14 protein-coding genes are annotated in these 14,346 nt (G+C 66.7%); 13 read left to right on the top strand and 1 reads right to left on the bottom strand.

What is annotated here, in order from left to right; translation table 11 throughout:
* Positions 1 to 2: 2 nt before the first annotated feature.
* From ACSQ4M_RS10970 to ACSQ4M_RS11000, 7 genes are all read left to right on the top strand, one after another.
* Positions 3 to 1,859 (top strand): AMP-dependent synthetase/ligase, encoded by a 1,857-nt coding sequence (locus ACSQ4M_RS10970; RefSeq protein WP_436189566.1) that lies wholly within the window; start codon positions 3 to 5, stop codon positions 1,857 to 1,859.
* A 40-nt stretch (positions 1,860 to 1,899) separates the two neighbouring features.
* Positions 1,900 to 3,057: an ABC transporter substrate-binding protein gene (locus ACSQ4M_RS10975; RefSeq protein WP_436189567.1), complete on the top strand. Its 1,158-nt coding sequence runs from the start codon at positions 1,900 to 1,902 to the stop codon at positions 3,055 to 3,057.
* A gap of 109 nt (positions 3,058 to 3,166) precedes the next feature.
* The gene (locus ACSQ4M_RS10980) at positions 3,167 to 4,333 is read left to right on the top strand and encodes an ABC transporter substrate-binding protein (RefSeq protein ID WP_436189568.1); all 1,167 of its coding nucleotides are present in this window, start codon (positions 3,167 to 3,169) and stop codon (positions 4,331 to 4,333) included.
* Between the two features lie 86 nt (positions 4,334 to 4,419).
* On the top strand, positions 4,420 to 5,586 hold the full coding sequence (locus ACSQ4M_RS10985; protein WP_436189569.1) for an ABC transporter substrate-binding protein: 1,167 nt from the start codon (positions 4,420 to 4,422) through the stop codon (positions 5,584 to 5,586).
* A gap of 41 nt (positions 5,587 to 5,627) precedes the next feature.
* Positions 5,628 to 6,101, top strand: a complete 474-nt coding sequence (locus tag ACSQ4M_RS10990) for a CoA-binding protein (RefSeq protein ID WP_436189570.1) — start codon at positions 5,628 to 5,630, stop codon at positions 6,099 to 6,101.
* 1 nt (position 6,102) lies between these two features.
* Positions 6,103 to 7,413: an O-acetylhomoserine aminocarboxypropyltransferase/cysteine synthase family protein gene (locus ACSQ4M_RS10995; RefSeq protein WP_436189571.1), complete on the top strand. Its 1,311-nt coding sequence runs from the start codon at positions 6,103 to 6,105 to the stop codon at positions 7,411 to 7,413.
* Positions 7,414 to 7,480: 67 nt separating this feature from the next.
* Positions 7,481 to 9,109 (top strand): acyl-CoA synthetase, encoded by a 1,629-nt coding sequence (locus ACSQ4M_RS11000; RefSeq protein WP_436189572.1) that lies wholly within the window; start codon positions 7,481 to 7,483, stop codon positions 9,107 to 9,109.
* On the opposite strand, the gene ACSQ4M_RS11005 is transcribed toward ACSQ4M_RS11000, so the two are convergent.
* A complete protein-coding gene (locus tag ACSQ4M_RS11005; protein WP_436189573.1) occupies positions 9,106 to 9,339 on the bottom strand; it encodes an ATP-binding protein in 234 nt (77 codons plus the stop codon). The genes ACSQ4M_RS11000 and ACSQ4M_RS11005 overlap by 4 nt on opposite strands.
* Before the next feature lie 45 nt (positions 9,340 to 9,384).
* Here ACSQ4M_RS11005 and ACSQ4M_RS11010 point away from each other — a divergent pair, with 45 nt between their 5' ends.
* The 6 genes from ACSQ4M_RS11010 to ACSQ4M_RS11035 all read left to right on the top strand — a co-directional run bounded on the left by ACSQ4M_RS11010 (position 9,385) and on the right by ACSQ4M_RS11035 (position 14,317).
* Complete coding sequence (locus ACSQ4M_RS11010; protein ID WP_436189574.1) at positions 9,385 to 10,161, top strand: enoyl-CoA hydratase; 777 nt, start codon at positions 9,385 to 9,387, stop codon at positions 10,159 to 10,161.
* Positions 10,162 to 10,194: 33 nt separating this feature from the next.
* Positions 10,195 to 10,620: a hypothetical protein gene (locus ACSQ4M_RS11015; protein WP_436189575.1), complete on the top strand. Its 426-nt coding sequence runs from the start codon at positions 10,195 to 10,197 to the stop codon at positions 10,618 to 10,620.
* 51 nt (positions 10,621 to 10,671) lie between these two features.
* Positions 10,672 to 11,628, top strand: a complete 957-nt coding sequence (locus ACSQ4M_RS11020) for a LysR substrate-binding domain-containing protein (RefSeq protein WP_436189576.1) — start codon at positions 10,672 to 10,674, stop codon at positions 11,626 to 11,628.
* 308 nt (positions 11,629 to 11,936) lie between these two features.
* Positions 11,937 to 12,833: an amino acid ABC transporter substrate-binding protein gene (locus tag ACSQ4M_RS11025; protein WP_436189577.1), complete on the top strand. Its 897-nt coding sequence runs from the start codon at positions 11,937 to 11,939 to the stop codon at positions 12,831 to 12,833.
* Positions 12,834 to 12,924: 91 nt separating this feature from the next.
* Entirely contained in the window at positions 12,925 to 13,650 is a 726-nt protein-coding gene (locus ACSQ4M_RS11030) for an amino acid ABC transporter permease (RefSeq protein WP_436189578.1), read from the top strand.
* 1 nt (position 13,651) lies between these two features.
* Positions 13,652 to 14,317: an amino acid ABC transporter permease gene (locus ACSQ4M_RS11035; protein WP_436189579.1), complete on the top strand. Its 666-nt coding sequence runs from the start codon at positions 13,652 to 13,654 to the stop codon at positions 14,315 to 14,317.
* The last annotated feature ends 29 nt before the right edge of the window (positions 14,318 to 14,346 follow it).

The raw sequence follows: 14,346 nt of genomic DNA on the forward strand, positions 1-14,346 counted from the left end.
GGATGGGAAACCTCTGGGATCTGTCGCACATCCAGCCCCGCACTGACATCATGGTGCCGGGCGAGACCATCTCCGCGATGTTCTGGGAGGCCGTCGCCCAGCGCGGCACCGACACCTGGCTGCGCCAGAAGGAACTCGGCATCTGGCGCAGCCACAGCTGGGCAGAGGTGGCCCAGGGCGTGCGCGAGATCGGCCATGGCCTGCTGGACCTGGGCTGCGCACCGGGCGACACCGCCTCCATCCTGTCCAACACCGTGGTCGACTGGGTGCTGGCCGACCTCGCGGTGCTCAGCACGGGCGGCGTGTCCAACGGCATCTACCCGACCGACGCGGCCAGCCAGGTGCACTACCTGTGCGAGGACTCGCGCACACGCGTGCTGTTCGTGGAGGACGACGAGCAGCTCGACAAGGCCTTGCAGGTGCGCGCGCAGCTGCCCGCACTGGCCAAGATCGTGGTGTTCGACATGGAGGGCTTGCGCGGCCTGGACGATCCGGATGTGCTGAGCCTGGCCGCGCTGCGCGAGCGCGGCCGCGCCCATGCGGCGGCGAACCCCGGCATGCTGGAGCAGCGCGCGGCCGCCTGCCGGCCCGAGGACCTGGCCATCCTGGTCTACACCTCGGGCACCACGGGCAAGCCCAAGGGCGCCATGCACAACCACCGCGCGCTGGTGTACGCCGCGCGCGGCTACAACACCCTGGCGGCGCAGGACGCGACGGACGAGCGCATGTGTTTCCTGCCGCTGTGCCACATCGCCGAGCGCCTGGGCGGCGAGTACACGGCGCTGTACACGGGGGCCAAGCTCAACTTCGTCGAGAACCCCGAGACCGTGCCCGAGAACGTGCGCGAGATCGCGCCCACGGTGTTCACGGCCGTGCCGCGGGTCTGGGAGAAGTTCTATTCGGGCGTGATGATCACGCTCAAAGACGCCAGCCGGCTGCAGCAGGCCGCCTACGGCTGGAGCATCGGCGTGGGCCAGCGCATCGCCGACGACGTGCTGGCCGGGCGGCCCGTGGCCGCGCTGGACAAGCTGCGCTTTCGCATCGCGCGCTGGCTGGCGCTGGACAACGTGCGCAAGCTGATCGGCATCCACCGCGCGCGCTACCTCGTGACGGGCGCGGCGCCGATCTCGCCCGACCTCGTGCGCTGGTACCTTGCGTTGGGCGTGCCCATGCTGGAGGTCTGGGGCATGACCGAGACCTGCGGCGCTGCCACCGGCGTGCCGGCCGCGCGCATCAAGCCCGGCACCATCGGCCCGGCCGCGAAGTTCAACGAGGTGCGGCTGGACCCGGCCACGGGCGAGATCCTGGTGCGCGGCCCCAATGTGTTCATGGGCTACCTGAACCAGCCCGAGAAGACCGCCGAGGCCATCGACGACCAGGGCTGGCTGCACACGGGCGACGTGGGCACGGTGGACGCCGATGGCTACTTCCGCATCACCGACCGCATGAAGGACGTGATCATCACGGCCGGCGGCAAGAACATCACGCCCAGCGAGCTGGAGAACGAACTCAAGTTCTCGCCCTACATCACCGACGCGGTGGTGATCGGCGACCGCCGCGCCTACCTGACGGCCATCGTCATGATCGACCAGGAGAACGTGGAGAAGTTCGCCCAGGACGCCGACGTGCCCTTCAGCAACTACGCCAGCCTGACGCGCGCGCCCGAGGTGCTGGCGCTGATCCAGCGCGAGTTCGACCGCGTGAACGCCAAGTTCGCGCGCGTGGAGCAGATCAAGAAGTTCTTCCTGCTGGAGACGCAGCTCAGCGCCGAGGACGAAGAACTCACGCCGACCATGAAGCTCAAGCGCAAGCTGATCGAGAAGAAGTACGCCGAACGCATCGAGGCCATGTACCGCTGACGGCGCTGAACGGTTTTCACAACAGCCAGGAGACACCGCCATGCACGCACGCATCCCATTGCTTCTTGCCGCCGCACTCGCGCTGCCCGCCGTTTGGGCCCAGCAGCAGGGCGTGGGCAAGACCGAGATCCTGGTGGGCACCATCCAGGACATGTCCGGCCCGCTGGCCGGCTATGGCAAGCAGGCGCGCAACGGCATGCTGCTGCGTGTGGAGGAACTGAACGAGCAGGGCAGCGTGCACGGCCGCAAGCTCAAGCTGCTGGCCGAGGACAGCGGCTACGACCCCAAGCGCGCGGTGCTGGCGGCGCAAAAGCTCGTGAACCAGGACAAGGTCTTCATCGTGGCCGGCCACCTGGGCACGGCGCAGAACATGGCGGCCATGCCGGTGCAGTTCGACAAGAACATCGTCAACTTCCTGCCGATCACGGCAGCGCGCGAGATGTACGAGCCGCTGCACAAGCTCAAGTATTCGTTCGCGGCGACCTACTACGACCAGATCCGCATGGCGCTGCCGGGCCTGGCCAAGGAGAAGGGGGCCAAGAAGATCTGCACCATCTACCAGGACGACGACTTCGGCCTGGAAGTGCAGCGCGGTGCCGAGGCCGCGCTCAAGGCAATGAACATGGAGCTGGGCGAGAAGACCAGCTTCAAGCGCGGTGCGACGGATTTCTCCTCGCAGGTGGCGCGGCTCAAGTCCGCCAACTGCGACCTGGTGGTGCTGGGCACCATCATCCGCGAGACCATCGGCACCATCGCCGAGGCGCGCAAGACCGGCTTTGCGCCGACCTTCTTCGCCTCCAGCGCGGCCTACACCGACCTGATCCACAAGCTGGGCGGCAAGCCCATGGACGGCCTGTACGCCACCATGACGGTGCTGCACCCCTACCTGGACGAGGCCTCGCAGCCGGTGCGCTTCTGGGCCAACAAGTACAAGACGCGCTTCAACGAAGACCCGACCGTGTTCTCGGTCTACGGCTACAACATCATCGACCAGCTGGTCCAGGCGCTGCAGAAGACCGGGCCCAACCTCACGACCGACAGCTTCGTGAAGACCATGGACACCATGCGCTACGAGCCCGACATGTTCGGCAGCGCCGGCAGCGACTACAGCCCGACCAAGCACCTGGGCAGCACGGCCTCGCGTCTGTCGCAGCTGCAGGACGGGCGCTGGAAGGTGGTCTCGGACTATGTGAAGTGATAGGGAAAGTGCGAGGGCATGGGCTCCTGCATTTGTCTTCTTTACGCCCGAAAAGTGTGAGATATTTGTAACATCGATCGCACTGAACGCGGTCGCAGGAGGACTTGCCATGTCGCTTCGCGTCTGTTCCGCGGCCCTGGCCGCCATCGTCCTGGCGGCTTCGCCGCTGGCCTGGGGCCAGCAGCAAGGGGTGAGCAAGACCGAGATCCTGATCGGCACGATCCAGGACCTGTCCGGCCCCCTGGCCGGCTACGGCAAGCAGGCGCGCAACGGCATGCAGCTGCGCGTGGACGAGGCCAACGAGCAGGGCGGGCTGCATGGCCGCAAGCTCAAGCTGCTGGTCGAGGACAGCGGCTACGACCCCAAGCGCGCGGTGCTGGCGGCACAGAAGCTTGTGAACCAGGAGAAGGTCTTCATCATCGCGGGCCACCTGGGCACGGCGCAGAACATGGCGGCCATGCCGGTGCAGTTCGACAAGAACATCGTCAACTTCCAGCCGATCACGGCGGCGCGCGAGATGTACGAGCCGTTGCACAAGCTCAAGTACTCGTTCGCGGCGACCTACTACGACCAGATCCGCTCCATGCTGCCGACCCTGGCGAAGGAGAAGAGCGCCAAGAAGGTCTGCATCATCTACCAGGACGACGACTTCGGCCTGGAGGTGCTGCGCGGCGCCGAGGCTGGGCTCAAGACCATAAACATGGAGCTCGGCGAGAAGACCAGCTTCAAGCGCGGCGCCACGGACTTCTCCTCGCAGGTCGCGCGGCTCAAGGCGGCCAATTGCGACTTCGTGGTGCTGGGCACCATCATCCGCGAGACCATCGGCACCATTGCCGAGGCACGCAAGACCGGCTTCTCGCCCACCTTCTTCGCCTCCAGCGGGGCCTACACCGACCTGATCCACAAGCTGGGCGGCAAAAACATGGACGGGCTGTACGCGGCGATGGGCGCGCAGCACCCCTATCTGGACGAGGCCTCGCAGCCGATCCGCTTCTGGGCCAACAAGTACAAGACGCGCTTCAACGAAGACCCGACCGTGCTCTCGGTCTATGGTTACACCATCCTCGACCAGCTGCTCCAGGCGGTGCAGAAGGTGGGGTCCAACCTGACGACCGACAGCTTCGTGAAGACCATGGACACCATGAGCTATCCGACGGACATGTTCGGCGCCGCGCCGTCCAGCTACAGCCCGACCAAGCGCCTGGGCACCGACGAGTCGCGCCTGTCGCAGATCCAGGACGGGCGCTGGAAGGTGGTGTCGGGTTACGTGAAGTGACGCAGATTCGTCTTCGTTCCGTTCGAAGAATGTGAGATATTGGCTTCAACGACCGCCCAAATAGTGCGGTCCAAGGGAGCCTGCACATGTCCATTCGTGCCTTGGTGGCCGCTTCTGCGGCCCTTTCCTTTTGCTGCGCCGCACCGGCCTGGGGTCAGCAGCAGGGCGTCAGCAAGACCGAGATCCTGGTGGGCACCATCCAGGACCTGTCTGGCCCACTGGCCGGCTACGGCAAGCTGCTGCGCAACGGCATGCAGCTGCGCGTGGACGAGTTCAACGAGCAGGGCACGCTGCACGGCCGCAAACTCAAGCTCCTGGTCGAGGACAGCGGCTACGATCCCAAGAAGGCCGTGCTGGCGGCACAGAAGCTGGTCAATCTCGACAAGGTCTTCACCGTCGCCGGCCACCTGGGCACGGTGCAGAACATGGCGGCCATGCCCGTTCTGTTCGACAAGAACATCGTCAACTTCTACCCCATGTCCGCCGCGCGCGAGATGTACGAGCCGCTGCACCGGCTGAAATACTCGTTCGCGGCGACCTACTATGACCAGGTGCGGCTGACGCTGCCCACGCTGGTCAAGGAGAAGGGTGCGAAGAAGGTCTGCACCATCGCCCAGGACGACGAGTTCGGCCTGGAGGTGTTGCGCGGTGCCGAGGCCGCACTCGAGCCGCTCGGCATGGCACTGGCCGAGAAGACGAGCTTCAAACGCGGCGCCACGGATTTTTCGTCGCAGGTGGCGCGGCTCAAGGCCGCGGGCTGCGATCTGGTCGTGCTGGGCACCATCATCCGCGAGACCATCGGTACCCTTGCCGAGGCGCGCAAGACCGGATTCGCCCCCACCTTCTTCGGTACCGTGGGCGTCTATACCGACCTGATTCCCAAGCTCGGTGGCAAAGCCATGGACGGGCTGTACGCCGCCATCACGGCGCAGCATCCCTATCTGGACGAGGCCTCGCAGCCCATCCGCTTCTGGGCCAACAAGTACAAGACCAGGTTCAACGAGGATCCGACCGTGTTCTCGGTCTACGGCTACATCATCATCGACCAGTTCATCCAGGCCGCGCAGAAGGCCGGCCCGAACCTCACGACCGACAGCTTCGTGAAGGCCATGGACACCATGAACTTCCCGCCCGACATGTTCGGCGGAGCACGCAGCAGCTACAGCCCGACCAAGCGGCTGGGCAACAACAGTTCGCGCCTGGTGCAGCTGCAGGAGGGGCGCTGGAGGGTGGTCTCCGACTACGTGAAGTAGCGCGCTACAGTGCGCGGTCGAACCAGAAGGAGACCGCGCCCATGGCGGACGACATCAGCACCCTGCGCCGCATCCTGCACCAGCACCGGCGCATCGCCGTGGTCGGCCTGTCGGCCGAATGGCACCGGCCGAGCTACTTCGCGGCCAGGTACATGCAGCAGCATGGCTACACCATCTTCCCCGTGAACCCGCGCTATGCCGGCGGCGAGGTGCTGGGCCGGCCCTGCGTGGCCAGCCTCGCGGAGCTGGCCGAACCGGTGGACATGGTCGACGTGTTCCGCCGCACCGAGGACGTGCTGCCGATCGCGCAGCAGGCGATCGCCATCGGTGCGAAGTGCCTGTGGCAGCAGATCGGCGTGGTCAATGACGAGGCCGATGCGCTGGTGCGCGCGGCCGGGCTGGACAGCGTGATGGACCGCTGCGTGAAGATCGAGCACGCGCGGCTGTTCGGCGGCCTGCACTGGGCCGGCGTCAACACGCGCGTGATCTCGGCCAAGCGGCCGGTGGTGTCCTGACATGGCAGACCACCAATTCCAACCCGAGACCCTGGCCATCCACGCCGGCCAGATCCCCGACGCGGCCACGGGCGCCCGTGCGCTGCCGATCTACCAGACCACGAGCTTCGTGTTCGACAGCGCCGAGCACGCGGCCGCCCTGTTCAACCTGCAGACCTTCGGCAACGTCTACTCGCGCCTGTCCAACCCCACGGTGGCGGCGCTGGAGGAGCGCGTGGCCGCGCTCGAAGGCGGCCGCGCGGCCGTGGCCAGTGCCTCGGGCATGGCGGCCGAAGCCATGGCGCTCATGACCATCCTGCAGGCCGGCGACCACGTGGTGGCGGCCGGCGCGCTGTACGGCGGCACGGTGACCATGCTGGCGGTCAACCTCAGGAAGTTCGGCATCGAGACCAGCTTTGTCAACGCCACCGACCCGCAGGCCTTCGCGGCTGCCATGCGCCCCAACACGCGCGCGGTGTTCGCCGAAACCCTGGGCAACCCCAGCCTCACGGTGCTGGACATCGCGGCGGTGGCCGAGGTCGCGCATGCCCACGGCGTGCCGCTGGTGGTGGACAACACCGTGCCCAGCCCCTATTTGTGCCAGCCGCTGGCGTTGGGCGCCGACATCGTCGTGCACTCGGCCACCAAGTACCTGGCCGGCCACGGCACCACGCTGGGTGGCGTGATCGTGGAGAGCGGCAGGCCGCACGGCAACTTTTCTTGGAACAACGGCAGGTTCCCGGGCATGACCGAGCCCTCGCCGGGTTACCACGGCGTCAAGTTCCACGAGACCTTCGGCGACTTCGCGTTCACGATGCGCGCGCGCATGGAGACGCTGCGCGTGTACGGCGCGGCGCTGTCGCCGATGTCGGCCTGGCAGATCCTGCAGGGCGTGGAGACGCTGCCGCTGCGCATGGAGCGCCATTGCAGCAATGCGCTCAAGGTCGCGCAGTTCCTGCAGCAGCATCCGCGCGTGGGCTGGGTCAACTACCCGGGCCTGCCGGACCATCCGCAGCACGCGCTGGTACAGCGGCAGATGCGCCGCGTCGGCGGTGTGCCCATGGCCTCGGGTCTGCTGGCCTTCGGCGTGAAGGGCGGCATGGAGGCCGGCGTGCGCTTCATCGAATCGGCGCAGTTCATGAGCCACCTGGCCAACATCGGCGACACGCGCACGCTCATCATCCACCCGGCCAGCACCACGCACCGCCAGCTGGAGCCGGACCAGCAGATCGCTGCCGGTGTGCTGCCCGACATGGTGCGGCTGTCGGTGGGGCTGGAGCACATCGACGACATCCTGTGGGACCTGGACCAGGCGCTCGCGGCCACGGCCTGAAAACATTCGTCGCAACCCGCGCAGGGCGCTGGCTTCAGAATGCGCCCTTCGCCCGAGGAGACAGCGCATGAACATCTACGAACAAGACCTGGCCCAGAACCCCGCCAACCACGTGGCCCTGTCGCCCATGGGCTTCGTGGAGCGCACGGCCGAGGTCTTCGGCGACCTGCCGGCCGTCATCCACGGCCAGCGCCGCTACACCTGGGCGCAGGTGCACGAGCGTTCGCGCCGGCTCGCGGCAGCCCTGCGCGCAGCCGGCGTGGGCCGCGGCAGCACGGTCAGCGTGATGCTGCCCAACACGCCCGAGATGGCCGAGGCGCACTATGCCGTGCCGGCCTTGAACGCCGTACTCAACACGCTCAACACCCGGCTCGATGCCGAGTTGCTGGCCTGGCAGATGCACCACTGCGAGGCCAGCGTGCTGATCACCGACACCGAGTTCGCGCCCGTCATGGGCAAGGCGCTGGCCTTGCTGCAGAGCCAGCATGGCCGCACGCCACTGGTCATCGACGTGGCCGACAGCGAGTACCCGGGCGAGCACCGGCGCCTGGGCAGGCACGAGTACGAGGCCTGGCTGGCCGCCCATGCACCGCTGGCGCGGCTGGACGGGCCGCAGGACGAGTGGGACGCGATCGCCATCAGCTACACCAGCGGCACCACGGGCGACCCCAAGGGCGTGGTCACGCACCACCGCGGCGCCTACCTCAACGCCGTCGGCAACGTGGTGACCTGGACCATGCCGCAGTTCCCGCGTTACCTGTGGACGCTGCCCATGTTCCACTGCAACGGCTGGTGCTTCCCCTGGACCGTGGCGCTGCAGGCCGGCGTGCATGTCTGCCTGCGCCGTGTCGAGGCGCCGGCCATCCTGGCGGCCATGCGCGAGCACGGCGTCACCCACTACTGCGCGGCACCCATCGTGCACAGCCTCATCATCAACGCCGACCCGGCCCTGCGCGAAGGCGTGACCGGCGTGCGCGGCATGGTCGCTGGCGCCTCGCCGCCGGCCGCCATGATCGAGGGCATGGCGAAGATCGGCTTCGACATCACGCACGTGTATGGACTGACCGAGGTCTACGGCCCGGCCGGCGTGGCGGCCAAGCGTGTCAACTGGGCGCAGGCCGACATCGCCGAGCAGGCGCGCCTGAATGGCCGCCAGGGCGTGCGCTACGCGCTGCAGGACGGCATGACGGTGCTGGACCCGGCCACGCTCGTGGAAGTGCCGGCCGACGGCGAGACCATGGGCGAGATCATGTTCCGCGGCAACATCGTCATGAAGGGCTACCTCAAGAACCCTTCCGCGACGGCCAAGGCCTTCGAGGGCGGCTGGTTCCACACCGGTGACCTCGCGGTGCTGGAGAGCGACCGCTACGCCAGGATCAAGGATCGCAGCAAGGACATCATCATCAGCGGCGGCGAGAACATCAGCTCGATCGAGGTCGAGGACGTGCTGTACCGCCATCCGGCCGTGCTGGCCTGCGCCGTGGTCGCCCGGCCCGACGCCAAGTGGGGCGAGACGCCGGTAGCCTATGTCGAAATCAAGGCCGGCGCCCAGGTCACGGCCGAGGACCTGGTGGCCCATTGCAAGGCCCACCTGGCCGGCTACAAGGTGCCGCGCGACGTGCGCTTCGAGGCCATTCCCAAGACCTCCACGGGCAAGATCCAGAAGTTCGAACTGCGCCAGCGGGCCAAGGCTTAGGCGGCCGCGGTCCGCTCCATGCGGATCGCGTCGAACGGGCAGACCACGAAGCACAGCGCGCAGCCCGTGCAGCCCGGGCTGTCGTGCAGCACGGCGTTCTTGCGGCCCCAGCGCTGGCCGCCCGGCACCTGCAGTGAGAGCACATGCGGCGGGCAGGCGCCCACGCAGCGCCCGCAGCCGGTGCAGCGTTCCGGCGCGATCACGGGCAAGGCCTTGGGCGGGGCGGGCATGGCCGCATTGTGGTGGCAGACTGCGGGCCTTCGCTGGAGACCCGCATGACCGAACCCATTGCACCGCTGGTGCTGCGCAGCCAGGACGCCAGCGGCGTCCGCACCCTGACCCTGAACCGTCCCGATGCCTTCAACGCGCTCAGCGAGGCCATGCTCGCTGCGCTGCAGGCCGAGCTCGACGCGGCGGCCGGCGACGATGGGCTGCGCGTGCTGGTCATCGCCGCGGCCGGCCGCGCCTTCTGTGCTGGCCACGACTTGAAGGAGATGCGTGCCGCGCCCTCGCTGGCCTACTACCAGCGCCTGTTCGCCCAATGCACGAAGCTGATGCTGGCCATCCAGAAGCTGCCCGTGCCCGTGGTCGCCCAGGTGCAGGGCATTGCCACGGCGGCGGGCTGCCAGCTGGTGGCGATGTGCGACCTGGCCGTGGCCGCCACCGATGCGCGCTTCGCCGTCAGCGGCGTGAACCTGGGCCTGTTCTGCTCCACGCCCAGCGTGGCCTTGTCGCGCAACCTGCCGCGCAAGGCCGCGTTCGAGATGCTGGTCACGGGCGACTTCATCGGTGCCGAGGAGGCGCGTGCCAGGGGGCTCGTCAACCGCGTGGTGGCGCCCGAGGCGCTGGCCGAGGCCGTCGCCGCGCTGGCGGCCAGCATCGTGGCCAAGCCGCAGGTGGCCCTGGCCATGGGCAAGGCCTTGTTCTACCGTCAGCTCGAGGTCGGCATGGCGGCCGCCTACCAGGATGCCGGCGCCACCATGGCCTGCAACATGATGGATGCGGCGGCGCTGGACGGTGTGCAGGCCTTCATCGACAAACGCCGCCGCTGAGGCCGATCGTGGCGCGCGGCTATGCTCGCGCGCATGGAAACGAGCGAAGCCGCCCTGCTGGGGCGCGAATGGACGGCACTGCACCGCGACTGCGAAGCCAGCGAACGCAGTGTCCTGTGGATCAAGCTGGGCGCCGTGGCGCTGACGGCCACGGCCGTGGCCCTGAGCTTTGACGCTGTGCTGACCATCGTGCTGGTCGGCGTGCTGTGGCTGCAGGAGGCCATCGTGCGCACCGGCCAGGCCCGTCTGGTCGACCGGCTGCTCTACGTGGAGGGCCTGCTGCGCGACACCATGGCCTCGCCCCGTGCGCCCTGCCAGCTGTACTCGGACTGGCAGGCCATGCGCCCGGGCACCATGGGCCTGTTGGCGGAGTACCTCGCGGCCGCGGCCCGGCCCACGGTGGCGTTTCCCTACGCCGTGCTGCTCGTCCTGCTGTTGGCGTTGTCCGCTGCGGGCTGACGCCCTGCAGGCCGCGCGGCCGGGGCATCGCCGCCGTTCCATAATGCGGCGATGGAGACCAAGTGGCTCGAAGATTTCGTGAGCTTGGCCGAGACGCGCAGTTTCAGCCGCTCGGCCCAGTTGCGCCATGTGACGCAGCCGGCGTTCTCGCGCCGCATCCAGGCGCTGGAGGCCTGGGCCGGCACCGACCTGGTGGACCGCAGTTCGTACCCGACGCGGCTCACGCCGGCCGGCGAGACCCTCTACACCCAGTCGCTGGAGATGCTGCAGGCGCTGCAGAGCACGCGCGCCATGCTGCGCGGGCACAACTCGGCGGGGCAGGACGTGGTCGAGTTCGCCGTGCCGCACACGCTGGCCTTCACCTTCTTCCCGGCCTGGGTGACCAGCCTGCGCGAGAAGTTCGGCCCGCTCAAGAGCCGGCTCATCGCGCTGAATGTGCACGACGCGGTGATGCGCCTGGTCGAAGGAAGCTGCGACCTGCTGATCGCCTACCACCACAGCTCGCAGCCCTTCCAGCTCGCCGCCAACCGCTACGAGATGGTCAGCCTGGGCCGCGAGGTCATGGCGCCCTATGTCAAGGCCGACGCCGACGGCGCGCCGCTGTACCAGCTGCCGGGCCGTCCCGGTCAGCTGCTGCCCTACCTGGGCTACGCGCCGGGCGCCTACATGGGGCAGATGGTGGACATGCTGCTCAAGCAGTCGCCCACGCCGATCCACCTGGACCGCGTCTACGAGACCGACATGTCCGAGGGCCTCAAGGCCATGGCGCTGGAGGGCCATGGCATTGCCTTCCTGCCTTACAGCGCGGTCAAGAGGGAGCTGCGTGCACGCCGCCTGGTCAGCGCTGCGCCGGCCGGCATGCCCGGCATGGAGATGACATTGGATGTGCGGGCCTACCGCGAGAAACCCGGAACGCATGCCGTGCCCAAGCGTTCGGCCCAGGCGCTGTGGACCTATCTGGTCGAGACGGCAGGAAGCCGTGGAACCGAGGCATCGGGTGCGGCGTAAGATTATTCGTTTCTTGCATCTGTCCGCATTCAATCGGCATTGGCTTGAATACCGCCGGGGACCTTACAGTCCGCGGCGCCCGGTGTGGACAGCAAAGCCTGGCACGCAAGCTGCTTGTGCTCCTGCCCATGCAGCGACCAAGACCTTTTCCTTCGATGGCAGCGGCAACGCGACCGCAATGAGAGACAAACAATTGCCACAGTTCTCACGGTTCTTTCGTGTTGACGAGAGGCATGCGGGTATCTCCGCTGACGCCGGTATCCTGGTTTAAGGTCTTATTTCCCTTCCGTTTTCTTAGGAGAGATTGAATGAAGAAGCACATCCTCGCTATCGTGTGCACGGCACTGGCCGCGGGCGGCGCTTTCGCGCAAAGCAACGACACGCTGGCGAAGATCAAGGCCAGCGGCAGCATCAGCCTCGGCGTGCGCGACTCGTCTGCCCTGTCCTATACGTTGGGCAATGGCAAGTACGTGGGTTTCCATACCGAAATGGGCGAGCGCATCGTTGCCGACCTCTCCAAGGCCGCCGGCAAGGAACTGAAGATCCAGTACACGCCCGTGACCTCGCAGAACCGCATCCCGCTGGTGCAGAACGGCACGGTCGACCTGGAATGCGGCTCCACCACCAACAACGCCACGCGCGCCAAGGACGTGTCCTTCGCCGTGACGACCTACGTGGAGGAAGTGCGCATCCTGACCAAGGCCAACTCGGGCATCAACGGCATCGCCGACCTCAAGGGCAAGACGGTGGCCACCACCACCGGCACCACCTCGGTGCAGACCCTGCGCAAGAACAAGCGCGCCGAAGGCATCGACTTCAAGGAAGTGATGGGCAAGGACCACGCCGACAGCTTCCTGCTGCTCGAGTCCGGCCGTGCCGATGCCTTCGTGATGGACGGCTCCATCCTGGCCGCCAACGCCTCCAAGTCGCGCAACGCGGCCGATTACAAGATGGTCGGTGAAGTGCTGTCGGTCGAGCCGATCGCCTGCATGCTGCGCAAGGACGACCCGGCCTTCAAGAAGGCCGTGGACGACAGCATCAAGCGCCAGATCGCCGACGGCTCGCTGGCCAAGCTGTACGACAAGTGGTTCCTGCAGCCGATCCCGCCGACCAACACCAAGATCGGCCTGCCGATGTCCGAGGCCACGAAGCAAGCCTGGGCCAACCCGAACGACAAGCCCATGGAAGATTACGCAGCCAAGTAATCCGCACTGGGTGACGCACTGAACGCCCGCCGATTCGCGGGCGTTTTTTGTGCCGGAACCGAATTCAAAGACGACAACAGAGGAGTTCCCGATGGGAAATTGGGATTGGCAGGTCTTCCTGCAGGATCCGGGCGGCAAGGACCCGACCTACTTGCAATGGATGCTCTCGGCCTGGGGCTGGACGATCTCGGTCGCCTTGTCGGCGCTGCTGGTGGCGCTGGTCGTGGGCTCACTGATCGGCATCCTGCGTACGCTGCCCAACAGCCCTGGCTGGGTGCGTTTCGGCAACGCCTGGGTGGAACTCTTCCGCAACATCCCGCTGCTGGTGCAAATCTTCCTGTGGTACCACGTGGTGCCCGCCATCTTCACGGCCGCGCGCGACGTGCCGCCCTTCGTGCTGGTGGTGCTGGCGCTGGGCTTCTTCACTTCCGCGCGGATCGCCGAGCAACTGCGTGCCGGCATCCAGGCCCTGCCACGCGGCCAGCGCTACGCCGGCATGGCCGTGGGGTTCACGACCTGGCAGTACTACCGCTATGTGATCCTGCCCATGGCCTACCGCATGATCCTGCCGCCGCTGACCAGCGAGTCCATGAACATCTTCAAGAACTCCTCGGTCGCGTTCGCCGTGTCGATCGCCGAGCTGACCCAGTTCGCCATGCAGGCCGGCGAGGAAACCGCCCGCCCGATCGAGATGTACCTGGGCGTGACGGTGCTCTACATCATCTCCGCCATGGTCATCAACCGCATCATGGCCTTCATCGAGAAGCGTGCACGTGTGCCGGGCTTCGTCGCGGCCGGCGGCACGGGAGGCCACTGACATGAATCTCGATTTCGGCTTCTACAACTGGAGCGTCATCACCGACTTCGTGCTGAAGGGCTTTTACTTCAGCGTGTTCCTGACGGTCGTGGCCACGCTGGGTGGCATCTTCTTCGGCACCCTGCTGGCGCTGATGCGCCTGTCGGGCAAGAAGTGGCTGGACACACCGGCCGCCATCTACGTCAACGGCATGCGCAGCATCCCGCTGGTGATGGTGATCTTGTGGTTCTTCCTGATCGTCCCGTTCATCATCGGGCGGCCCATCGGCGCGGAGATGTCGGCCATCATCACCTTCATCGCGTTCGAGGCGGCGTACTTCTCGGAGATCATGCGCGCTGGCATCCAGTCCATTCCGCGTGGTCAGGTTTTCGCGGGCATGGCGGTGGGCATGAGCTACAGGCAGAACATGACCCTGGTGATCCTGCCGCAGGCCTTCCGCAACATGCTGCCCGTGCTGCTGACGCAGACCATCATCCTGTTCCAGGACACTTCGCTGGTCTACGCCATCGGCGCCTACGACATGCTCAAGGGCTTCGAAACGGCCGGCAAGAATTTCGGCCGCCCGATCGAGTCCTACCTGCTCGCTGCGGTTGTCTACTTCGTGCTGTGCTACGCGCTGTCCTGGCTGGTCAAGCGCCTGCACAAGAAAATCGCCATCATCCGCTGAACAAGCACCTGTCTGGAAAGAAATCAAAT

The sequence above is a fragment of the Pseudorhodoferax sp. LjRoot39 genome (genome assembly GCF_964253035.1).
Classification (GTDB): domain Bacteria; phylum Pseudomonadota; class Gammaproteobacteria; order Burkholderiales; family Burkholderiaceae_C; genus Pseudorhodoferax.